The sequence below is a fragment of the Ruegeria sp. C2 genome (assembly GCF_056537765.1).
This window is the reverse complement of record NZ_JBQFRZ010000001.1, coordinates 1,078,289-1,100,112: the sequence shown is the minus strand read 5'-3', so window position 1 is coordinate 1,100,112 and position 21,824 is coordinate 1,078,289. Positions and strand designations below refer to the sequence as shown.

The following is a 21,824-nucleotide window of genomic DNA, read 5'->3' as shown; positions in this document are numbered from 1 at the left end:
TATATTCAGAGTTATACGCTGGAACCCCGAAGAACAGGGGCAGGTGTTGAGGACAGTATAATGAGAGCAGTTTCTAAATCAGCAATGCGTCGCTGTGCGACAGGTGTGGCCGCCCTGACAATTCTGGCCGGGTGCGAAGGGCCGTTCGATTATGACCTGCGCGGTAATGTCGGCGGATTTTCAACCACTGATGCCGCGCTGGCCGCGACCGCCAGCCGACCCACACCCGATGCGCGGGGCGTTATCACTTATCCCAACTATCAGGTTGCCGTGGCGCGCCGGGGCGACACGGTGGGCGATGTGGCCAGCCGCATCGGCATGCCGGTGGCCGAGTTGGCCCGGTTCAACGGGTTGCAAGCCAACGACTCGCTGCGGGATGGGGAAGTTCTGGCCCTGCCACGCTCGGTCGGTGGCGGCGGGAGCGGTGTGGACATTGCGTCCATCGCCGGCACCGCGATTGATGAGGCACCGGATACCGGTTCCGTTCAAACCACTGCCCTGGCACCCGTTCAGACCGCCCCAGCTCCCGCGCCGTCGGGGCCCGAGCCGATCCGGCACAAGGTCAAGCGGGGTGAGACGGCCTATACGATTTCGCGCCTGTATCAGGTGTCGGTCGAGTCGCTGGCCGAGTGGAACGGGCTGGGGTCGGATTTCGCGGTGCGCGAGGACCAGTATCTGCTGATCCCGGTCAAGAACCAGCCAGCGCCGCGTGCTGCCGCACCGGCTGCCACGGCGACCGCGGTGACACAGCCGGGCGAGGGCTCTCCTACACCGACGCCGCCCAGTGCAACGCAACCCCTTCCGGATGAGAAGGTTGCCGTCGCCACGCCTGCGCCGGATGTCACCGCCGAAGCACCCACCAATTCTGGAACATCAGCTCTGGCGCTTCCAGTGGGTGGCACCATCATTCGTACCTATGAGAAGGGTAAGAACGAGGGCATCGATATTGCAGCCGCACCCGGTACTACGGTCAAGGCGGCCGAGGCGGGGACGGTTGCCGCGATCACTGCAGATGCGGATCAGGTTCCGATCATTGTGGTCAAGCACAACAACGACTTGCTGACGGTTTATGCCAATGTCGACAATATCACCGTCAAGAAAGGTGATCGGGTACGTCGGGGCCAGAAGCTCGCTGCCCTGCGCGGTGGCGACAATGCTTATGTGCATTTTGAGGTGCGCCAGGGCTTTGAGTCGGTGGACCCGGAACCCTATCTGAAGTGACCGGAATGGCCCGTTCCGGGCCATGCCTCCGGCGGGGATATTTATGGCCAGATGAAGGGCGGATCACACGTAAGGATCGTAGTCGCTGAGCCGTTTGCCGGGTTCGTCGGTGAAGAGTTCCGGCAACGGTCTGATGGATTCGATCAGGTCGATGCGGAAGACGCGGAAGGCGTCGCGTAGCTCGCACCAGGCGGTGAGGGTCCAGACGCGTCCCCAGTATTCCATGTGCAGCGGACGGATCGTTCGATCTGTCAGGGCGCCGTCTATGCGGCGGTAGTTGAGATGCAGTTTCTGGCGTGATTTGATCGCGGCGCGGATCGGAGCCATATGGGCCAGCCCGCGCGCGGCATCGGCAAAGGGATAGACGGCGAATTTCCAGCTGTCGGCCTCGGCAATGACCTGAGTGGGCAGGACGGCATCAATCTTTTCGGCCAGAGATTCGGCGGCGGATTTGAGATCAGGATCAGCAGCCTCGGCCACGATTGCCATGCCGAGGTTCAACGCCTCTAGTTCAGCCGGTGTCAGGTTCAGCGGGGGCAGGGTGATCTGTTCGCGCACCATGTAACCCACGCCACGTTCGCCTTCGACCGGAACGCCCGAGGCCACCAGCGTATCCATGTCGCGATAGATCGTGCGGACCGACACTTCGAGCCGGTCCGCGATATCCTGCGCGCGGTGCAGCTTGCCGTCGCGCAGGATCTGGATGATGTCGAACAGGCGGTCAGTGCGGCGCATGACACGCCGTCCGGACCGCGTTTAGGCGGTCATGTTCCATAGCACATTCTCATGGCGCATCTGGACACTGTCGGGGTCGATCACCGCCATCATGGCGGCGGCGCAATCCTGCTGCATGAAGGCGGCGGCAGCGTCCTGTGCGGATTTCATATCTGCCCAGACGACATAGTCGGTCCAGCGGCCATCTTCGCCCTGGCTGAGTTGGCGGTGCGCAAAGCCGGGGGCAGCGCGCACGAAGGCCTCGGACGCCTGGCTGAGTTTCACATATTCCTCTGGCGTGGTGCCGTCGGTGAGGGTGAAGGTGACGATTTCTGCGACATGGGTCATGTGGTTCTCCGTTGACCTGGTTTCGATATCGTCCTTCTAGGGCTTCACAACTGACATAAACCTGTCAGTTGTGAAAAGCCAGTCTGCAAAAAATGTGTGATCTGTTCAAATTCACGCGCAGATTTGATCTGACGCACTTTTGCCGGGGCGCGTGCAGGCGTAGACACAGGGTCAGATATATTCCCGGCGCGCTGCGTCGACGTAGAAGGAGACAAGACATGCTCAACAATATCGGCCTTCCCGGCCTGCTGCTGATCGCCGTTGTGGTTCTGGTGCTGTTTGGCCGCGGCAAGATCAGCTCGCTGATGGGTGAAGTGGGCAAGGGCATCACCGCGTTCAAAAAGGGCGTCAAGGACGGTTCCGAAGAGTTGGAACAGGATGCGTCCGAACTGGCCAAAGACGTCACCCCTGAGACTGATAAAGACAAGGTCTGAGCCTAGATGTTTGATCTGGGCTGGACCGAGCTTCTGGTCATCGGCATCGTTGCGCTGATTGTGGTGGGGCCGAAAGACCTGCCTGTGCTGTTTCGCAATGTCGGACGGTTCGTCGGCAAGGCGCGCGGCATGGCGCGCGAGTTCAGCACTGCGATGAACGAGGCGGCCGATGAGGCTGGCGTCAACGAGATCAAGAAGGGCCTGAAGGCGGCAACCAATCCGGTGGGCAGCGCGATGGACGGCATCAACGAAGCTGCCCGTGACGTAGCCAAGTCCATCGATCCGACCAAGTTCGACCCTGACAGCGAAACGGGCAAGCTGGCCACCGAACGGGCCGAACAAGCCAAGAAGATTCAGGCCACGACCGCCCGTGCGGCCGCTGAACGTAAGGCCAAGGAAGCCGCGGATGCGCTTGCCAAGGCGGAAGAGGCCGAAGCGGCGTTGAAAACCGAAAGCAAAACATGACCAAGACCGACGAGATCGAGGACAGCTCGGCCCCATTGATCGAGCATCTGGCCGAGCTGCGCACACGGCTGATCCACTGCGTTGTGGCGTTCCTGATTGGCATGATCATCTGTTTCACCGTGGCCACGCCGCTCTTTAACTTCCTCACGCAGCCTTTGTGTGAGGTACTGACCGAGCGTGGGCAGGATTGCGGGCTGATCTTCATCTCTCCACAGGAAGGGTTCTTTGTCGCCATCAAGGTCTCGCTGCTGGGCGGGTTCATTCTGGCCTTCCCTTATATAGGGATGCAGATGTGGCGGTTTGTGGCGCCGGGTTTGTATAAGTCCGAGAAGAACGCGTTTCTGCCGTTCATGCTGGCCTCGCCCTTCATGTTCCTGCTGGGGGCAAGCTTTGCGTTCTATGTCGTCACGCCGCTGGCCTATGATTTCTTCCTTGGGTTCCAACAGTTTGGCGCTGAAGGGGAGGCCGTTGCCGAAGGCACGACCGCTCCGCTGAGCGTGGTATTTCAGGGCTCGGCGCAGGAATATTTGAACCTAACCATCAAGTTCATCGTCGCCTTTGGTTTGTGCTTTCAGCTGCCCGTATTGCTGACCCTGATGGGCAAGGCAGGCCTGGTCAGCGCCGAAGGTCTAGGCGCAGTGCGCAAATATGCGGTGGTTGGCATTCTGGTGCTGGCAGCGATCGTGACGCCGCCGGACGTGATCACTCAAATCATCCTCTTTGTGGTGGTTTACGGGCTTTATGAGATCTCAATATTCCTTGTGGCTCGTGTCGAGAAAAAGCGCGAAGAACAGCTGCGGGCCGATGGCTACTATGACGATGAAGAAGCCGAGGCAGACGCAGACATGATGCAGGATTACGAAGAGACCAAGTAATCCGCTGCAGGATCTGAAAAGGCGCACCCTGAACCGGCGCGCCTTTTTCATGCGCTGCTCTTGTTGTGCCGCGCGGAACATGGTTGAACTCGGCCGGAACACCCCGGAGGAACCGATGGACGATCAAGCCCTCAACCGTATCGCTGACGCGCTGGAGCGCATGGCGCCCGCGCCGCTGGCCGCACCCGATTTCAACGCGGCCCCGGCCTTCGTCTGGCATGTGGAACCCGACCGGCTGGAGCCCGTCACTCAGGTCAACCGGGTCGATCTGGATTTGCTGGTGGGGATTAATCGGTCTCGTGACACGCTGCTGGACAACACACGCCGCTTTGCCGCTGGCTACAAGGCTAACAACGCGCTGCTCTGGGGCGCGCGCGGAATGGGCAAATCCAGCCTTGTCAAAGCCGTCCATGGCACGCTGCAGGATGAGCATCCCGACCTGAAACTGGTGGAACTGCAGCGCGAGGATATGGCCTCGGTCGCGCGCCTGCTGAACCACCTGCGCTCTGCGCCGCACCGGTTCATCCTGTTCTGTGATGATTTGTCATTCAGCCACGATGATCAGCATTATAAGTCGCTCAAGGCGGTACTGGACGGCGGCATCGAAGGCCGCCCTGAGAATGTGGTGTTCTACGCCACCTCGAACCGCCGCCATTTGATGCCGCGTGACATGATCGAAAACGAACGCTCCAGCGCCATCAACCCGTCTGAGGCGGTCGAGGAAAAGGTCTCACTCTCCGACCGTTTCGGCCTGTGGCTGGGCTTCCACCCCTGCGATCAGGACGAATACCTTGCCATGATCGACCGCTACTGCGCCGCCCATGGCGTCAAGGTCGATCCGGAAACCCTGCGCGCCGAGGCCATCGAATGGCAAGCCACCCGCGGCTCGCGTTCGGGCCGCGTGGCCTGGCAATTCTTCGTCGATCTCGCCGGGCGCAACGGCGTTCATATCGCGTAATCCGCCCGCTTCATCTGGCCATAAATATCCCCGCCGGAGGCATGGCCCGCAAGGGCCATCCCCTATAGCTGCGCCAGAATACGCGCTGCCTCATCCGCAGTGCTGGTCAACACATCCCGATCCTCACCGGGATGGAACCGCGCGCGCACGGCTGTGGGCATCGGGGCAGGCTCAACAATCGATACGCGCGGACCGGTCCGCGCTGTCTCGGCGGCCCAACTGCGCGCCAGCGCCATCTGCGCTGCTTTGGTGGCGCCATAGATGCCATAGAACTTCTCGCCCGCTTTCGGGTCATCAAAGAACACCGCATGGCCGGCATCGCCCAGCAAAGGCGTCACATACGGGATCAGAACCGAGGTGGCCGTCGCATTGGTGTTGACCGCCTTTGCCCATTCCTTCGGATCAACAAAATGCGCAGGCGTCAGCGCCGAGGTGTGGATCGCCGTGTGCAGCCACAGATCTATCTTGCCCCAGCGGTCATGAATACCCCGGCACAGCGTAGCCATCGCGTTGGGATCGGCGATGTCCATCGGGGCCAGGGTGGCCGAGCCGCCTTTGGCCTGAATGCGGTCGTCCAGCTCTTCCAGCCCGCCTTGGGTACGGGCGACGGCGACGATGTGATAGTCGGGGGAAAGGGCTTCGGCCAGCGCCGCGCCCAACCCGCGCGAGGCCCCGGTAATCAGGGCGATTTTGGTCTGATCGGTCATGAGGGGGGTTTGAACCCGTCCGCGCAAAGCGTCAAGTCAGGAACAACCGCCGGGAATGTCGATCCGGCGGTTCTGGCCGCTTTGTCGCAGCACAACGCCCTGTTCATCAATCGCCACCACGCGACCAGAACCCAGCCGACCGCCGGGTTTCACCTTCTTAACCCGCCCCGAAGACAATCGGACCAGAGCCTGCAGTTCGGCCTTTGGGCCAAATACGCCCAGGACCGAAACCGAATTCTTCTTCAACGCACCCCGCTGCGTGGCTGCGCTTTTGACCGTTGTATTTGCCATGATCTGCGGTCGGGCTATGCGCCCCGACCCCGTATAGTGAGTGGTTCGAGGCGCCGCGTAACATGGGCTATGTCGGAGCTAAAGAGCCGTTATGTTCACATCTGGGGGAGCAGAAATGCCACCCGGCCAAGCCGCTGTGGACTCAGCATAAATGATGAGCGGATTTTGACCGAGGGCGCCTACAGCCAAGCCGCAACTGGTCTTCCATGCAATCGCTCAACGGATTGCCTGTCAGACAGCGTTCAGCCCGAGGCCAGTTTTGCTGCGTTCCATGAGCTGCCGACCACCTGCATATCCTCACGCTTCTTGCTGACCCGGCTGCTGTTTTCGAGGCTGTCCAGATAGTCCTTGTTCACCCCGGTGATGTAGTTTCCGTCAAAGCAGGAACAGTCGAAGGCTTCGATCTCGGGGTTGCCCTCCTTGGCGGCCCAGATCAGATCGTCGAGATGCTGGTAGAACAGCGCATCTGCGCCCAATTCCTCACGGATTTCTTCGATCTCTTTGCCATTGGCAACCAATTCGGCCTTGGTGGGCATGTCGATGCCATAGACGTTGGGATATTTCACCGGCGGTGAGGCGCTGGCGATATAGACCTTCTTTGCACCGGCCTCGCGGCACATCTGGACGATCTTCTTGATTGTATTGCCACGCACAATCGAGTCGTCGATCAGCAAAACGTTATGTCCGTCGAACTCCAGAGGAACCGCGTTGAGTTTGCGGCGCACGGATTTCTGCCGTTCTTCCTGACCGGGCATGATGAAGGTGCGACCAACATAGCGGTTCTTCACCAGACCTTCGCGATAGGGAATGCCGGTGATCTTGGCCGCTTCGAGCGCGACAGGGCGGGCGCTGTCGGGAACGGGGATGATCCGATCGATCTGAAGGCCCGAGTCCTGAATTTGCTTTGCCAGCGTTTGGCCCATCCGCATCTGGGTTTTGTAGACCGATACGCCATCCAGCAAGGAATCTGGCCGCGCCAAGTAGACATACTCGAAAATACATGGGGTCAGCTTGCCTTCGACGGCTTGGAACTCATGCATGTTGCCGTCGAGATCGATCAGGATCGCCTCGCCAGGGCGCAGATCGCGCAGCTTATCAAACCCGTTGATGCCAAAGGCCACATCTTCCGAGGCGAAAGCATAATCATCCCCATCGCCCGGCGCCTCGCGTTTCGCCACTGAAAGAGGCCGGATGCCATAGGGATCACGGAAGGCTAGCATGCCGACACCGGCGACCAGACAGATCACCGAATAGGCGCCCTGAATGCGCTCCATCGTCATTTTTACGCCGGCAAACAGGTTGCGGATCGGGTCGGCGTTGCCGTTCACCTTGATCGCATCGGCGACCTTGTCGGCCAGCACGTTCAGCAGGACCTCGGAATCCGACGTGGTGCGCAGGTGACGGCTGTACTTGGCCGTGACCTTCTCGCGCTGTTCTTCGGTATTGGTGATGTTGCCGTTATGGACGAGGTAGATGCCATAAGGGGCGTTCACGAAAAATGGCTGCGCCTCGGCTGCGCTGAGCGATCCTGCGGTGGGATAACGCACATGGCCCATGCCGACCTTACCCAGCAGGGTTTCGGCGTCGCTGGCGTTGAATACATCCTTGACCAGGCCGTTGGCCTTTTTCTCGCGGAAGAACTCACCATTATAGGTCACGATGCCTGAGGCATCCTGACCCCGGTGCTGCAGCATCAGCAACCCGTCATAGATTTCCGCAAAGACATCATGTGTCCGGCTTGCGATCCCCAAAATCCCACACATACACGGGCTCCAATTTCTATGACTTGTTCTGGCTGGCGTTTCGATCGGGTCGGCTGCGGGTCGGTATCCGAATGTGGTGTTGTTGACCGCTCAGACGGCAAACAGGCACAAGCGCGAGGGCGGCTAGTGCGAAAGAAAACAGATACAGCAAGATCGGCAGCTCCGATTCCATCTCGGTACGGCCTCCACATAATGCCAAACGATGCGTGTGTCATCAAAGGATCACATTTGTGATTTGCCGCAGGCGAGATTTGTACATGCCGTGGGTTTGGGATGACAAATGGGCAGACCTATGCTGTCATATGTTGGCGAGTGTTTTTGCGGACACTCTGGCAACACTGGGTGGAGCACAGCTATGTGGCAACACAAACAGAACAGGCCCAAAGAAGAACTCGTCAAACGGCGGTGTCATCGCTGTCGCGGGGCTGGTCGCGCACCCTGTGAGATCTGCAATGGCAGCGGCGAAGTGGTCAAGAGCCGCGACCAATTCGGCAAACCTGTCTCAAGCCGGTGCGACGGGTGTTTTGGGCTGAAAAGCATCCGATGCAATATCTGCGGCGGAGAAGGGTTCGTTTGATCCCTGCGGCCTGGGCATGAAAAAGCCCGGTCGGAGCCGGGCTTTCATCAGTTCAGTTTGACTGCGTTCAGCCTTCCGACGCGCTGTCTGCTGTGCAGCTGGCAACCAGCTGTTCATACTGGGCGGTAACCCAACCCAGCGCAGCTTCGGGGTTTTGCTCTTCGATCTTACCGCTGAACTGTTCGAACACTTTGGCCGAGCGACTTTCGTCGACGATTGTATAGGACTGACCGGTCATAACGGTGTCGTAGACAAAGAATGCAATCGCAACTAGCAGGATGCCGCGCGCGATGCCGAAGAAGAACCCAAGCGCTTGATCCAACCCGCCAATCGCTGAGCGTTGCACCAGCGATGAGAACAGCGGAGTAAAAATGCTGACTACGATCAGAGCGATTGCGAAGACCGCAGCAAAGCCGGTAATAACCGAAAGCTCGCAACTGTCGCGCAGGAACTCTCCAACCACCGGCACTTCTTTCACCAGCGGCACGGCTTGCGGTGCGAAGATGAATGCCAGAACGGCGGCGGCAACCCAGCCCGCGATGGCCAGAACCTCGCGCATGAAACCGCGCGAATAGGCCAGCAAGCCCGACAGCACGATGATCAGGGCAACAACCCCGTCAATAATTGTAAAACCTTCCATGGCCCTCGCCTGTTCTTTTTACTGCCCCTCGGGGCGCGACCTTAACCTGCTCCGAAGGTTTCGCCAACAAACCCAACCAAATCAGAGGGTCGGGTGAGTGTCAGACCTGCCACAGTGCCGGTTTTGCCACCCGCCGGAGCAATTGCCGCTGTGAAACCAAGTTTTTGCGCTTCTTTCAACCTGTTTTCGGTCTGCGGGGCCGGTCTAAGTGCCCCGGACAGCGAGATTTCTCCGAAAACCACGGTGTCTGCGGGCAGGGCAGTGTCTTCGCGGGCGCTGAGCAGCGCGGCGGCAACGGCCAGATCGGCGGCGGGTTCCGAAACTTTCAGTCCTCCGGCCACGTTCAAGTAGACGTCGAGCCCGGCAAAGGGGATGCCGCAGCGCGCCTCGAGTACTGCGAGGATCATCGCCAGCCTGCCGCTGTCCCAGCCCACCACGGTGCGGCGGGGCTGCGAATGGGGCGATGGGGCTACAAGTGCCTGCAATTCCACCAGAACGGGCCGTGTGCCTTCGATGCCCGCGAACACCGCCGAGCCGGGGCTGGGCGTGCCGCGTTCTGACAGGAACAGGGCCGAAGGGTTGGTGACCTGCGCCAGTCCCTTTCCGGTCATCTCGAAGACGCCGATCTCATCCGCCGGACCAAAGCGGTTTTTGACCGCGCGCAGGATGCGGAACTGGTGGCCGCGTTCGCCCTCGAAGTAAAGCACGGTGTCGACCATGTGTTCGACCACGCGCGGGCCTGCGATCTGGCCCTCCTTGGTGACGTGGCCGACCATGATGATCGAGACACCGTGTCGTTTCGCAAACGTGGTCAATTCATGTGCTGCAGCCCGGACTTGTGACACCGAACCCGGCGCGCTGTCCACATTATCGGCCCACATGGTCTGGATCGAGTCGATGATGGCAAGGCCGGGTTTTTCTGCCTCTAGTGTCGTGAGGATGTCCCGAAGGTTGGTTTCAGCGGCCAATTGCACCGGCGACTCTTCCAGACCTAAGCGGCGCGCGCGCATCCTAACCTGTGCGCTGGCTTCCTCGCCCGAGACGTAGATGGTTTTGACGCCTTTGCGGGCGAAACGCGCGGCGGCTTGCAGCAGAAGGGTGGATTTGCCGATGCCGGGGTCTCCGCCGACCAATAGGGCCGAGGCGGGGACGAGGCCACCGCCCAGAACCCTGTCGAGCTCTTCAACACCACACAGGGTGCGGGGTGGCGGTGTTTCTTCGGTCGAGAGGTCTGACAGGGTGATCGACTGTCCGCGCTTGCCGCCCAGCGATTTCTTGGCGGGGCCAGCGGAGAGCGGTGTCTCCTGAACGATGGTGTTCCATTCGCCGCAGCCATCGCAGCGGCCTGACCATCTTGTGTGCGAGGCACCGCAGGCGGAGCAGGAGAAGGATTGTGTCTTTGCCATGTCGCCCTTGGTGCCCGAGGAAGGGCGGTTCTTCAAGCCCTTGCGGGCTTTCCTCACCGCCGGTGGCGCGCCGCGTCGTCAGGCCCTGCGGGCCATCCTTCGCGGCGGGCGCTAAGCGCGCCTATTCCGCGGCCCGAGGTGGGGTCATGGCGACCACGCTGGCTGCTGTTTTGTCGTCGGAGGGGGATTGCAGTTGCGCCGACAATTCTGGCAACAGGTCGAACAGCTCATCCCTGAGGCGGGCGAGTTGCGATTTTGCGATGGATTCCTCGATCTCGATATCGCGGGTCCATTGGCGCAGCTCATGCTGGATGGTCTGGGCGTCTTCGATCCGGTTTTGGAACTGCTCAACCTCTTCCTGGCGCTGTCTGAGGAAGGCACGGGCGCGTTCCACCTTTGCATCGCCATAGGTCTCGGCCAGTTCCTGACTGATCTGGCTCATCTGAGCGGCCAGTTCCAGTACCTGCGGCTCCAGCCCCTGCAGATCGGGGTGATCGCGCAGGAAGGCCATGCGTTCTTTCACCGCGTCGAATTCCGAGGACAGCGCAAAGGCACCGCTGCGGTCGGCGGCATGGGCGAGCTGATACGCCCCGGCCACGTCCTGCATGTTCAGCGAGAAGTTGCGGTGCGTCCGCTCCAGCGCCATCATTCGGGCGCTTGAGGGCAGGTAGAAGGTCAGCATAAGGATCAGCGCGGTCAGGCCGATCTGAACGTAGGGACCAGCGTCTATCGCGGCACCACCGCTGAGGCCAGCCTGCAGGGACAGCCACGGCAGGATACCGAAGGCGGACAAAACAGTTGTTGTGACCGCGAATAATGCGGCGGCGCAGATCAGGAAAAATGTCAGTTTCAATAAGGCATTCTGAAATTGCAATGTGATAGAGTGAAGGGCGGCCATGATGTCGATCTCCTTCTTCAACCGATACGAAACCGGGTCAAAGCGGACGACAATCAAGCACGATCTGGTCCGCTGAGGACCCGTGAACTACAAAAACGTTGCTGCTCGAAATATCATAAAGATACTCAGAAATGCGTTTTCAATCAATTACGTCTGAGGTTTTCGTGATCCAGATGTCATCTCTGTAATGTGACCTAGGGTCAACGAAGCGAGGATGCAGCCGGTGAACAGGTAAAGGCCCCAGGCTGTTTCGATGGTGGCGTATGAGATGCCTTTGGCCAGTGTGATGTAAAGCGCGATGAGGAAGATATCGGCCATCGCCAGCTTGCCGAGGATGTTCAGTGCGGGTTGGACGCGCGGGTCCAGCAGGTTCCATTGGATCAGCGCGGTCCCGATGGTTTTGATGTAGGGTGCGAAGAGGGCGAAGACAGTGACGATCAGTGCGAGGAAGATGTCGGATTTCCACAAGGATTGCAGCCCGGTGATGACGCTGATTTCGCTAAGGCCGAAAATCGGCAACAGCCCCGCGCGCATCAGCGGGGCGAACCACGCGATGGGGTAGAGGATCAGGAGTGAAAGGGTGGCGAGGCGGAGGGTCATATGTACTTTTTAGGTGTTCCGCCGCCTATCGGGCGACGCGTTTCAGTTATGTGTTAGCTTAATTCAAGAATTCAAACTCGTTTTTGTCAGTGGGGAGACCTCAGATGCCAGCTTTTGTGGCTTTCAAGTCAATTGTTGATCCTTCGGATTGCGATTTTCTGGGGCATATGAATGTCTCGCGGTACTTTGCGGCTTGCTCAGATTCGGTGTTTGCTATCCAATCGGAGATGGGATTGAACGCAGACGATATGCGTTCGGGACGGAAGCTATCATTTGCGGTGGTACATGCGGAGAGTAGTTTCCTCGCCGAACTTCGAGCGGGGGAGGCTATTCAGATGGAGAGTGAGGTACTCGAGATAGGCGGGAAGTCGGTCACCTTCCGACACAGATTGCTGCGCTCTGCCGACAGAAAAACTGTATTCTCAACAGTGTTCAAATGCGTCTTGTTAAATCTCGAATCTCGAAAAGCCGAATTGCTTCCAGATGAGGTTGTCGCGAGCGCGAAAAACTGGCTAGTGAGTGAGAAAGATTAGCGCACTGCCTCAATCGGCCCCTCTGCACTCCCGCTGATGAACTGCTCCACATAGGGATCGCCCGAGGCGTCCATCTGGCTGACCGGGCCGGTCCACTGGATCACGCCTCCGTGCAGCATGGCGACGTTATCGGCAATGGCGCGGACCGAGCTCATGTCGTGGGTGATGGTCATCGCGGTGGCGCCCATCTCGGTCACGATTTCTCGGATCAGGTCGTTGATGACGCCGGACATGATGGGGTCGAGGCCGGTGGTGGGCTCATCAAAAAAGATGATCTCTGGCTCGGCGGCGATGGCGCGGGCGAGGCCGACGCGCTTTTGCATACCACCTGACAGCTCGGCTGGGAACCGGTCCGCAACGTTGGATTTCAGGCCGACGCGGCGCAGTTTTTCGATGGCGATTTCGCGCGCCTCATCCGCCGGGCGTTTCAGCGAGCCGCGCAAAAGGCGGAAGGCGACGTTTTGCCAGACGGGCAGGGAGTCAAACAGCGCTGCGCCCTGAAACAGCATCCCGAAGCGGGCCAGAAACGCATCGCGGTCGCCTTTGGCGGCGTCTTTGCCGTCGACATAGATCATGCCGCTGTCGGGCTTGATCAGGCCGAGGATGCATTTCAGCGCCACGGATTTGCCAGTACCCGAGCCGCCGATGATGACCATCGAGGTGCCCTTGGGAATCTCAAGGTTCATGCCTTGCAACACGTGGTTGTCGCCAAAGGCCTTATGTACGTTCTCCATCCGGATCATAGCGAGAAGAACACCCCTGTGAGTACGAAATTGGCGGCGAGGATCAGCACGGCGGCGGCCTCAACCGAGCCTTTGGTGGCGCGGCCCACGCCCTGAGCGCCGCGGCCCGAGGACATGCCGTAGTAGCAGCCCATGATGGCGGCGATGACGCCGAAGGCGGCCCCTTTGACCAGCGACGAGACGATGTCGCGGGTCTCAAGAAAATCGACGGTGTTTTTCAGATAGGCCGCCGGGTTGAAGCCCAAGTTTTGCGTGGCGACGGTGTAACCGCCTGCGATGCCGATGATATCTCCGACCCCGACCAGCGCCGGGACGGTGATTAGGGCGGCCAGCACGCGCGGGGCGGTGAGGTATTTCATCGGGTGCGTGGACAAAGTGACCAGAGCGTCGATCTGCTCGGTCACTTTCATCGTCGCAATCTCGGCGGCGATCGAAGACGTCACGCGGGCGGCGATCATCAGGCCGACCAGCACCGGGCCAAGCTCTCGCACCATGCCGATGGCGACGATCTGGGGCACCACGGCCTCAGCATTGAAACGCGCGCCGCCTGCGTAGATCTGCAGCGCCAGCGCGCCGCCGGTGAAAATGGCGGTCAGGCCAACCACGGGCAGGGACAGCCAGCCGATGTTCAGCAGGGCGATGCCGAATTCGCGCGGATAAAACGGGGGGCGGAAAATATGCGAAACCGCGTCGAGCGCGAACAGCGCGACGCGGCCAAACGCGGCCAGCATGTTCAGGATGGCGCGTCCCAGCTCACCCGGCAATGAGATGGGGTTCATTCCACGTAGCCTCGGGAATAGCGGCTGCCGAGCGAGGTCAGGATTTCATAGCCGATGGTTCCGGCGGCCTCGGCCAGATCATCGACGGTTTGGTGCCCGTTCAGGATACGCAGGCGATCAGGTTTGTACGGCAAGTCGGTAACATCCACGGTGATCAGGTCCATCGAGATACGTCCTACCACCGGGCAGGGCTGATCACCAGCGAATGTATCAATGCCGCCGCCGATGGCACGATGTAGCCCATCGGCATAGCCCGCCGCGACGGTTGCGATCCTGGACGGGCGGCGCGCGGTCCAGCTGTTGCCGTAGCCCACGGTCTCACCCACAGCGACGTCGCGCACTTGAATCACCGGAAGATCAACAGTCACCACCGGCTTGGCTCCGGCAAAGGGCATCCCGCCATAGAGACCGATGCCCGGACGGCAGAAGTCAAAGTGGAATTCAGGCCCCAGCAGAGTGCCCCCGGTTGCGGCAAGCGAGCGGGGGGCTTCAACCCCGTCGGTCATCTGCTTGAATGTGTCGAGCTGCTGACGGTTCATCGGATGGTCAGGTTCGTCCGCGCAAGCCAGATGAGACATCACCACCAGTGGATCAAGTTCCAACGCTTTGTGCCGCAGTTCGGCCCAGTCCGCCGGTTCCAGCCCCAGACGGTTCATGCCGCTGTCCAGCTGGATGCCGAAGCGATGATCCGGCAGCGCCTCAAGATGGCGTTTGAACTGCTCAGGCGAATTGATCAGCGGAGTCAGATTATGATGGCGCAGCAGATCGGTATCGCCCTCCATATGGCCAGAGAACACGGCAACCAGCGCCTCGGGTCCCACGGCCTCGCGAACGATGGCTCCTTCTTCAGCAGCAGCGACAAAAAACTTGCGCACGCCTTCTTCAGCCAGCGCCCAGGCAACCGGTTCCGCGCCCAGACCATAGGCATCAGCCTTGACCACGGCGCCGGTTTCGACTTCCGTCTTTGCATCCAGCGCGCGCCAATTATGGGCGAGCGCGTGTAGATTGATCGTTAAACGTGCAGTACTCATGATCCCGTTCAAGACATTGCCCGTTCCAAGGTCAAGAGGGAATGGTGATTTGAAAACGGGTTTCATGTATCGATATGATATCGCCGCGCCGCGAGGCCAATAAATCCAAGGATTTGCGCGACTTGTCGCAAAGCGGCAAAAGGTATCGGATTGTATTCACATCAGTGTTAAAACGCGTAGGCGAGGCCTATCGTTCATGTTTTTCACGCGGGTTGTTGAGCAAACCGATGTGCCGGTTGCATTGCCACACGGGGCATGGGCGGTATGCCCGCCGATTACATGGGAATGAGAGGCATCAACATGGCCATCCAGTTCATATCCGGTCACGACCAGCGCGCAGCCGATATTGTTGCGCTTTTCACCGCCGTCTTTACCGCTTCGGAAGGTGCAGATGAAGGCAAGCTGATCGGCTCACTGGTGCACGACCTGATCATGACCACGCCGGATGGCGACCTCTATGTGTTTTCGGCAGTTGAGGGGGATGCATTGCTGGGCTGCATCTGCTTGTCCCGTCTACGCTTTGATCAGGACGCTCGGCAGGTGTTTATCTTGTCTCCGGTCGCGGTCAGCACAGAACATCAGAGGGGTGGCGTGGGACAAGCGCTGATCACGCATGGATTGGATCAACTGCGTACGGCAGGCGTCGATCTTGTTTTCACCTATGGAGACCCGGCTTATTACGGCAAAACCGGCTTCCAGCCAATCTCGGAGGCGTTTGCAAAGGCTCCAATGAAGTTGAGCTATCCGCACGGCTGGTTGGCACAATCTCTGACCGAAGCCGAGATGACACCCCTCAAGGGTGCGTCGCGTTGTGTTGAAGCGTTGAACAAGCCAGAGCTCTGGTAGGCGTCAATACCCTTCGATCTGACCGTCCTGTTGCCAAGGTTTTACCAGATTGCCGAAGCGGGTGAATTGCGCTTCGAAGGACAGCTCGACCGTGCCGATGGGGCCGTGGCGCTGCTTGCCGACGATGACCTCGGCCTTGCCGTGCAAGCGCTCCATAGCCTGCTTCCACTCTTCCATCTTTTCCAGCTCGTGATCGCCGGGCTTTTCGCGTTCCTTGTAGTATTCCTCACGAAACACGAACATCACCACGTCGGCGTCCTGTTCGATCGAGCCCGATTCCCGCAGGTCAGACAGTTGCGGGCGTTTGTCGTCGCGGTTTTCCACCTGACGGGAGAGCTGAGACAGCGCGATCACCGGGATGTTCAACTCTTTGGCGATGGCCTTCATGCCCATCGAAATCTCGGCGATTTCGTTGACGCGATTGTCGGCCATGCCGCGGCAGAGCTGCAGATAGTCGATCACAAGCAGGTCCAGCCCATGCGTCCGCTTCAGCCGCCGCGCGCGGGCTGCCAATTGTGAGATCGGCAGGGCCGGGGTGTCATCGATGAATAAGGGGCAAGCTTCCAGTTCCTTGGCTGCGTCCACGAAGCGGCGGAACTCGGCTTCGGTCATGTCGCCTTGGCGGATTTTGTGTGAGGAAATCTCGGAAGCTTCGGCCAGAACCCGGCCTGCCAGCTGCTCGGCGCTCATTTCGAGCGAGAAGAACCCAACGACGCCACCGTCAATGGCGCCCTCTGAGCCATCCGGCTTGGTGCCGCGCTTATAGGCCTTGGCCACATTGAACGCCACGTTGGTCGCCAGCGAGGTTTTCCCCATCGATGGGCGACCGGCCAGAATGATCAGGTCGGACGGATGCAAGCCGCCCAACTGCTTGTCGAGATCGGCCAGACCGGTGGAAATCCCCGCCATGCCGCCACCACGCTGGTAGGCCTCGTTGGTGACGTTGACGGCTTCTGTGACCGCCTTGAGGAAGGATTGGAAACCCTGTTCGGTCTGGCCCTGCTCGGAAAGCTGATAAAGCTGTTGCTCGGCCTCGACGATCTGCTCCTTGGGCTCGCTGGCCACGTCGACCCGCGCGGCCTTGTCCGAGATATCCCGACCCAGCCGGATCAACTCGCGCCGGATGGCGAGGTCATAGATCATCTGAGCATAGTCATGCACCGCAAAGGCGCTGATTGAGGCACCAGCCAGTTTGACCAGATAGGCCGGGCCGCCCAATTCTTTCAGGCCCTCGTCTTCGGCCATGAAGGATTTCAGCGTCACGGGTGAGGCCAGCGCATTCTTGGCTATACGTGTGGCTGCCACCTCATAGATGCGGGCATGAACCGGATCATAGAAATGCTCGGCCCCGATGATCGAGGCGACCCGGTCATAGAGATCATTATTTGTCAGAATCGCGCCCAGAAGTTGCTGCTCGGCCTCGATCGAATGCGGCATGGTTTCCGGATTCTGAATCTGTGCCGCTGCCTGCTCGATACTACTGATCTCGTTCATTGCTGCTCTCATCGTCCCCATGGGACAAGGTCCATAGCTTAGACCTGCGAGTCGGGGCAAATTGTATGTTTTTGGGGATAGGTTGTGAATATCTCCCGACCCCTGCATATTGAAGCAAGATGGGGTCGAGCGTCAACATATTGTGCGATTGGTGCCTGTCGCGCGACCGCTGTTTCCAGTTTGAAAACAGTTGTCGCAACGTCAACTTTTGTTGGCTTCCTGCCACCCGCGCGGGTCGCTCAGGAAGGCTTCGACACCGCTAAGGGTCTCTTCGTCAAAGGCCTTTTGCGCCTTGGCCTCGGCCAGAACATCCCACCAGGTGCATAAGGAGTGCAGCTTCACGCCGTGGTCACCCAGCGTCTTCTCGGTCTCGGGGAAAATACCGTAGTAGAAAATCACGGCCGTATGCCCGCAGGTCGCACCCGTTTCGCGGATCGCATCCACGAAGGATAGTTTCGAGCCACCATCGGTTGTCAGATCCTCGACCAGCAGAACGCGTTCACCTTCGCTCATCTCGCCTTCGATGCGGGCGTTGCGGCCATAGCCTTTGGGCTTCTTGCGCACATAGGTCATCGGCAGGGCCATCCGCTCGGCAACCATGGCCGCGAACGGGATGCCTGCAGTCTCGCCGCCAGCGATGTTGTCAAACGCCTCGAAGCCTGCGTCGCGCATCACGGTGATGGTCAGAAAGTCCATCAGGGTCGAGCGGATGCGTGGGTATGAGATAAGTTTGCGACAATCGATATAGGTCGGGCTGGGCAGGCCCGAGGCCAGCGTGAAGGGCTCGCGCGAGTTGAAGTGCACGGCCTTGATCTCCAGCAGCATCCGTGCGGTCAGGCGGGCGATTTCGGTGCTGTCGGGGAAGGAACTGGGGATCATGGCGCAAACCTCTGGGCTGGAAGGGTGTCGCAGGCTGATAGCCCGACCTCCGGTCCGGAGTCGAGAGGCGAACGCCGAAAAGAAAAGCGGACCCCTAGAGGTCCGCTTTGCCCTTGCGGGCAGTAGAGCGCCAAGGTGGGCTTAGCTGCTCATGTCGTAGGCGCGTTCCCCATGAACCGAGAGGTCGAGCCCGTTTGTTTCGGTCTCTGCGTCTACGCGAAGCGGGGTGATCAACGCAACCACCTTCACCAACACAATCGTGACAATTGCCGTAAAAGTACCCACGATCACCAGCCCGCCCAATTGCGCGGTCCATGTGCCCAGACCGAACAGCGCGATCATCAGCGTGCCGAAGATACCCCCGACACCGTGAACGGCGAAAACGTCCAGCGTGTCGTCGATGTTCAGCTTGTTGCGGATCACGCTGACGGCCTCCTGACACAGGATACCTGCAACGGCTCCGATGATCAGAGCCTGAACCGGACCCACAAAACCCGAGGCCGGGGTGATCGAGGCCAGACCCGCAATGGTGCCGGTCACCAGACCAACCATCGAGGCCTTGCCAAAGCGGATGCGTTCCCACAGCGCCCAGGTCAGCGACGCGGTGGCGGCGGACAGATGCGTGACGGTCATGGCCATCGCGGCGCCCCCGTCTGCAGCCAGTTGCGAGCCGCCGTTGAAGCCGAACCAACCGACCCACAGCATCGCGGCGCCCACCATCACGTAACCGGGGTTGTGCGGCGGTGTCGTGCGGTTGCGGCGCGGGCCGAGGACAACGGCAATGATCAGTGCCGCCAAACCGGCGGTTTCATGGACGACGATGCCGCCCGCAAAATCGCGCACGCCGATCTCTCCCAGAATGCCTCCGTCCGCGAGCATCCCGCCACCCCAGATCCAATGCACAACAGGCGCATAACACAGCAGCATCCACAGCGCCGAGAAGGTGAGGACAAAGCCAAAGCCCACCCGCTCGACATAGGCGCCGACGATCAGGGCGGGGGTGATGATCGCGAAGGTCATCTGGAAGGCGAAGAACAGGACCTCGGGCAGGGTGCCTGCGAGGCTGTCGACGTCCACGCCGTTCAGAAACGCTTTGCCCAGACCGCCCCAGAGACCACTTTCACCCGGGCCGAAGGCGATTGAATACCCCGCGACCAGCCACAGAATGCTCATCAAACAGGCAATCGAGAAGCAATGCATGAAGACGCTGAGGACATTTCGGGCACGCACAAGCCCGCCGTAGAACAGGGCAAGGCCCGGTAATGTCATGAACAGGACCAGTGCTGTTGCCACAATGATCCACGCTGTATCGGCTCCGTTCATGGGCCGCTCTCCTTTCCCTGTAGGGGCGTCGATTGGGCAAACACACCCCAACCGACGCCTTGTGAGTGGTGTGCGGCGGGTTGAAGCCGAGCTGAGTTGGGGAAAAAAGAGGCAGAGGTGCAAAAAGCCGCCTGTTTAGGCGGCTTTTTCTCAACTGGTGATGAAATTTGCGCCCATATGGCGCATGCGCCTTAAAATTAGGCGGATTGTGAAAGTCCGCTTAGCAGCATCTGCAACGCATGATCACGCGCGGCTTTGCGCACATTATCCCGCCCCAGCGCGCCGAATTCGACTGTTTCAGTCCGGGTGGGTTGGCCGTCAGTGGCGAGACCAAAGCAAACGCGGCCTTCTGGCTTATGCTCGGACCCTCCGGGACCGGCGATACCGGTGATCGAAACCGCCAGTTGAGCCTGCGAGTGGTGCAGCGCGCCTTCGGCCATTTCGCGCGCGACCTCTTCCGAGACCGCCCCGTGCGCCCTAAGCGTATCGGCACGCACGCCCAGCATCTCTTGCTTGGCGGTATTGGTGTAGGTGACGAAACCGCGCTCGACCACAGCAGAGCTGCCGGGGATGTCGGTCAGCGCAGCGGCGACCATGCCGCCAGTGCAGCTTTCGGCTGTTGCGAGCATCACGCCTTGCGCTTTGGCGCGGTCCAGCAGGTCGGTCACGGTCATAGGCCCAAGACCCCATGTGAAACCCCGGCGAGGATGATGACGCCGATTGCGGCAAAGGCCCCGGCGATCACATCGTCCAGCATCACGCCCATCGGATCTCCGCGCCGATCGGCCCAGCCGACGGGGCCGGGTTTGGTGATGTCGAACAAGCGGAACAGCAGGAAACCGGCGATCCAGCCAGGCCAGAGCGCGGTGATTTCGATCCCATGCGCCCAGGATGGGTAGGAAATGGCCCAGATTGCAATGAACTGGCCAGCAACCTCGTCGATGACGATTTCGGACGGGTCGTGGTCCTCTTGCCCTGCGGTCATGACACGCGTGGCCCAGAGGCCGCCGAAGAAGGCAGCAAAGGTCCCGATAACCAGCAGAGGAAAGCCGCCGAGCGTATGTAGCACCCAAGCCAAAGGTAGCGCGGCCAGCGATCCCCAGGTGCCGGGCGCAGGGCGCAGATAGCCGACGCCACAGACGGTTCCGATCAGACGTGCCGCAGTCATGACTTCACCAGACAGGCTGTGGCGAGCGAGGCGATACCTTCGCTGCGTCCGGTAAAGCCCAGCCTCTCCGACGTTGTCGCCTTGACCGAGACCTGATCGGCCTGCAAGCCCATGATCCGCGCCATCTCGGTACGCATGGCCTCAGCATGTGGCCCGATCTTGGGGTATTCACAGACCAGCGTGCAGTCGACATTTGAGATTGTGTAACCCATCTGCCCGGCCAGATCGACGGCGTGGCGCAAGAAGATCTCGCTGGCGGCCCCCTTCCACTGCGGGTCGGAGGGCGGGAAGTGCTGCCCGATATCACCTTGCGCCAGCGCGCCATAGATCGCGTCGGTCACCGCGTGCATGCCGACATCCGCATCTGAATGCCCCTGCAGCCCGCGATTATGCGGCACTTTTACACCGCAGAGGATCACGTGATCTCCGTCGCCAAAGCGGTGCACGTCATAGCCGTTGCCCAGCCTTACATCCATATCCTTACCCATTATGCGTTCAGCCCGAGCAAAATCCTCGGGCCGGGTGATTTTCAGATTATCCGCGTCGCCGGGAATGATCGCGACATCAATCCCGGCATCACGCGCGACCTCGACGTCATCTGCCGCGCCTCCGGCATGAGCCTCGTGCGCTGCGGTGATCGCGTTGTAGAGAAACCCTTGCGGAGTCTGCGCAGCGAAGAGGCCGGAACGATCCTGCGTACCTGTCACCACCGATCCATCCCCAGTCCAGAGCGCATCGGTGACGGCCAGACCGGGCGCCGCCGCGGGATGTGTATCGAGCGCAGCGAGAACTTCTCCAATCACCCGAGCGCTGACGCAAGGGCGGGCCACGTCGTGAATTAGAACCTTTTCAATGCCATACGATTCCAACGCCTGCAGTCCGTTGCGGACCGATCCTGCCCGGTCTGCACCGCCCTGAGCGAGAATCAAACCGGTCGTGCTGAATTCTTCCCACGCTTCGGTGTCCTCTTCGGCCAGCACCAAAACGACATGATCCACTAAGCTTTCAAAGCGATCGAGGGTCCAATCGACCACGCGCCGCCCACCCAAGGCGCGCCACTGCTTGGGCACGTCGCCCCCGGCGCGCTGGCCGCGTCCGGCGGCGACGATGATGGCGGCTGTGGTCATCTGC

General features: G+C 60.1%; 25 protein-coding genes. 7 read left to right on the top strand and 18 right to left on the bottom strand.

Features of this window, described 5'->3' with window-relative positions; all coding sequences use genetic code 11:
• Nucleotides 1-60 precede the first annotated feature (60 nt).
• Nucleotides 61-1,221, top strand: coding sequence for a peptidoglycan DD-metalloendopeptidase family protein (locus ACR0IV_RS05580; RefSeq protein WP_480657454.1), 1,161 nt, complete (start codon nucleotides 61-63; stop codon nucleotides 1,219-1,221).
• Nucleotides 1,222-1,284: 63 nt separating this feature from the next.
• Here the strand turns inward: ACR0IV_RS05580 and ACR0IV_RS05575 are convergent, their stop codons facing one another.
• Together ACR0IV_RS05575 and ACR0IV_RS05570 are read right to left on the bottom strand one after the other, a co-directional pair.
• On the bottom strand, nucleotides 1,285-1,956 hold the full coding sequence (locus tag ACR0IV_RS05575; RefSeq protein WP_480657455.1) for a helix-turn-helix transcriptional regulator: 672 nt from the start codon (nucleotides 1,954-1,956) through the stop codon (nucleotides 1,285-1,287).
• 21 nt (nucleotides 1,957-1,977) lie between these two features.
• On the bottom strand, nucleotides 1,978-2,283 hold the full coding sequence (locus tag ACR0IV_RS05570; protein WP_480657456.1) for a hypothetical protein: 306 nt from the start codon (nucleotides 2,281-2,283) through the stop codon (nucleotides 1,978-1,980).
• Between the two features lie 218 nt (nucleotides 2,284-2,501).
• Here ACR0IV_RS05570 and ACR0IV_RS05565 point away from each other — a divergent pair, with 218 nt between their 5' ends.
• The 4 genes from ACR0IV_RS05565 (at nucleotide 2,502) to ACR0IV_RS05550 (ending at nucleotide 5,015) form a co-directional block, all read left to right on the top strand.
• On the top strand, nucleotides 2,502-2,717 hold the full coding sequence (locus ACR0IV_RS05565; RefSeq protein WP_008758019.1) for a twin-arginine translocase TatA/TatE family subunit: 216 nt from the start codon (nucleotides 2,502-2,504) through the stop codon (nucleotides 2,715-2,717).
• Nucleotides 2,718-2,723: 6 nt separating this feature from the next.
• Complete coding sequence (gene tatB / locus ACR0IV_RS05560) at nucleotides 2,724-3,182, top strand: Sec-independent protein translocase protein TatB (protein ID WP_480469621.1); 459 nt, start codon at nucleotides 2,724-2,726, stop codon at nucleotides 3,180-3,182.
• Nucleotides 3,179-4,057: a twin-arginine translocase subunit TatC gene (gene tatC, locus ACR0IV_RS05555; protein ID WP_480469622.1), complete on the top strand. Its 879-nt coding sequence runs from the start codon at nucleotides 3,179-3,181 to the stop codon at nucleotides 4,055-4,057. Before tatB ends, tatC begins: the two co-directional genes overlap by 4 nt.
• Nucleotides 4,058-4,172: 115 nt before the next feature.
• Complete coding sequence (locus tag ACR0IV_RS05550; protein ID WP_480657457.1) at nucleotides 4,173-5,015, top strand: ATP-binding protein; 843 nt, start codon at nucleotides 4,173-4,175, stop codon at nucleotides 5,013-5,015.
• A gap of 62 nt (nucleotides 5,016-5,077) precedes the next feature.
• On the opposite strand, the gene ACR0IV_RS05545 is transcribed toward ACR0IV_RS05550, so the two are convergent.
• The 7 genes from ACR0IV_RS05545 to ACR0IV_RS05515 form a co-directional block, all read right to left on the bottom strand.
• Entirely contained in the window at nucleotides 5,078-5,722 is a 645-nt protein-coding gene (locus ACR0IV_RS05545; protein ID WP_480657458.1) for an SDR family NAD(P)-dependent oxidoreductase, read from the bottom strand.
• A gap of 36 nt (nucleotides 5,723-5,758) precedes the next feature.
• Nucleotides 5,759-6,013 (bottom strand): hypothetical protein, encoded by a 255-nt coding sequence (locus tag ACR0IV_RS05540; RefSeq protein ID WP_480657459.1) that lies wholly within the window; start codon nucleotides 6,011-6,013, stop codon nucleotides 5,759-5,761.
• A gap of 242 nt (nucleotides 6,014-6,255) precedes the next feature.
• Nucleotides 6,256-7,776 carry an amidophosphoribosyltransferase gene (purF, locus tag ACR0IV_RS05535; RefSeq protein ID WP_480657460.1) on the bottom strand — a complete coding sequence of 507 codons (1,521 nt, stop codon included), beginning with the start codon at nucleotides 7,774-7,776 and terminating at the stop codon, nucleotides 6,256-6,258.
• A gap of 644 nt (nucleotides 7,777-8,420) precedes the next feature.
• Nucleotides 8,421-8,993 carry a CvpA family protein gene (locus ACR0IV_RS05530; RefSeq protein WP_480469627.1) on the bottom strand — a complete coding sequence of 191 codons (573 nt, stop codon included), beginning with the start codon at nucleotides 8,991-8,993 and terminating at the stop codon, nucleotides 8,421-8,423.
• 41 nt (nucleotides 8,994-9,034) lie between these two features.
• Nucleotides 9,035-10,399 (bottom strand): DNA repair protein RadA, encoded by a 1,365-nt coding sequence (radA, locus tag ACR0IV_RS05525; protein WP_480657461.1) that lies wholly within the window; start codon nucleotides 10,397-10,399, stop codon nucleotides 9,035-9,037.
• A gap of 121 nt (nucleotides 10,400-10,520) precedes the next feature.
• On the bottom strand, nucleotides 10,521-11,297 hold the full coding sequence (locus ACR0IV_RS05520) for a DNA repair protein (RefSeq protein ID WP_480657462.1): 777 nt from the start codon (nucleotides 11,295-11,297) through the stop codon (nucleotides 10,521-10,523).
• 147 nt (nucleotides 11,298-11,444) lie between these two features.
• Nucleotides 11,445-11,897, bottom strand: a complete 453-nt coding sequence (locus ACR0IV_RS05515) for a paraquat-inducible protein A (protein WP_480657463.1) — start codon at nucleotides 11,895-11,897, stop codon at nucleotides 11,445-11,447.
• Nucleotides 11,898-12,001: 104 nt separating this feature from the next.
• Between ACR0IV_RS05515 and ACR0IV_RS05510 the strand changes: the two genes are divergently transcribed.
• Nucleotides 12,002-12,430 (top strand): thioesterase family protein, encoded by a 429-nt coding sequence (locus tag ACR0IV_RS05510; RefSeq protein WP_170470693.1) that lies wholly within the window; start codon nucleotides 12,002-12,004, stop codon nucleotides 12,428-12,430.
• On the opposite strand, the gene ACR0IV_RS05505 is transcribed toward ACR0IV_RS05510, so the two are convergent.
• From ACR0IV_RS05505 to alr, 3 genes are read right to left on the bottom strand one after another with little or no spacing between them, the layout of a single operon-like run.
• Entirely contained in the window at nucleotides 12,427-13,173 is a 747-nt protein-coding gene (locus ACR0IV_RS05505; RefSeq protein ID WP_480657464.1) for an ABC transporter ATP-binding protein, read from the bottom strand. The two genes, ACR0IV_RS05510 and ACR0IV_RS05505, sit on opposite strands and share 4 nt — an antisense overlap.
• A complete protein-coding gene (locus tag ACR0IV_RS05500; RefSeq protein WP_480657465.1) occupies nucleotides 13,170-13,952 on the bottom strand; it encodes an MlaE family ABC transporter permease in 783 nt (260 codons plus the stop codon). The genes ACR0IV_RS05505 and ACR0IV_RS05500 overlap by 4 nt, the downstream gene beginning before the upstream one ends.
• Nucleotides 13,949-14,983 (bottom strand): alanine racemase, encoded by a 1,035-nt coding sequence (gene alr / locus ACR0IV_RS05495; protein ID WP_480657466.1) that lies wholly within the window; start codon nucleotides 14,981-14,983, stop codon nucleotides 13,949-13,951. Before alr ends, ACR0IV_RS05500 begins: the two co-directional genes overlap by 4 nt.
• A 300-nt stretch (nucleotides 14,984-15,283) precedes the next feature.
• Between alr and ACR0IV_RS05490 the strand changes: the two genes are divergently transcribed.
• Entirely contained in the window at nucleotides 15,284-15,829 is a 546-nt protein-coding gene (locus ACR0IV_RS05490; protein WP_480692647.1) for a GNAT family N-acetyltransferase, read from the top strand.
• Nucleotides 15,830-15,832: 3 nt separating this feature from the next.
• Here the strand turns inward: ACR0IV_RS05490 and ACR0IV_RS05485 are convergent, their stop codons facing one another.
• The 6 genes from ACR0IV_RS05485 to ACR0IV_RS05460 form a co-directional block, all read right to left on the bottom strand.
• Nucleotides 15,833-17,323 carry a replicative DNA helicase gene (locus ACR0IV_RS05485; protein WP_480657468.1) on the bottom strand — a complete coding sequence of 497 codons (1,491 nt, stop codon included), beginning with the start codon at nucleotides 17,321-17,323 and terminating at the stop codon, nucleotides 15,833-15,835.
• Nucleotides 17,324-17,524: 201 nt separating this feature from the next.
• Nucleotides 17,525-18,202 (bottom strand): orotate phosphoribosyltransferase, encoded by a 678-nt coding sequence (locus tag ACR0IV_RS05480; protein ID WP_480657469.1) that lies wholly within the window; start codon nucleotides 18,200-18,202, stop codon nucleotides 17,525-17,527.
• A gap of 141 nt (nucleotides 18,203-18,343) precedes the next feature.
• A complete protein-coding gene (locus tag ACR0IV_RS05475; protein ID WP_480657470.1) occupies nucleotides 18,344-19,525 on the bottom strand; it encodes an ammonium transporter in 1,182 nt (393 codons plus the stop codon).
• A 197-nt stretch (nucleotides 19,526-19,722) separates the two neighbouring features.
• Nucleotides 19,723-20,199 (bottom strand): CinA family protein, encoded by a 477-nt coding sequence (locus ACR0IV_RS05470; RefSeq protein WP_480657471.1) that lies wholly within the window; start codon nucleotides 20,197-20,199, stop codon nucleotides 19,723-19,725.
• Nucleotides 20,196-20,693, bottom strand: a complete 498-nt coding sequence (locus tag ACR0IV_RS05465; RefSeq protein WP_480657472.1) for a phosphatidylglycerophosphatase A family protein — start codon at nucleotides 20,691-20,693, stop codon at nucleotides 20,196-20,198. Before ACR0IV_RS05465 ends, ACR0IV_RS05470 begins: the two co-directional genes overlap by 4 nt.
• On the bottom strand, nucleotides 20,690-21,820 hold the full coding sequence (locus ACR0IV_RS05460) for a bifunctional 2-C-methyl-D-erythritol 4-phosphate cytidylyltransferase/2-C-methyl-D-erythritol 2,4-cyclodiphosphate synthase (RefSeq protein WP_480657473.1): 1,131 nt from the start codon (nucleotides 21,818-21,820) through the stop codon (nucleotides 20,690-20,692). The genes ACR0IV_RS05465 and ACR0IV_RS05460 overlap by 4 nt, the downstream gene beginning before the upstream one ends.
• Between the last annotated feature and the right edge of the window lie 4 nt (nucleotides 21,821-21,824).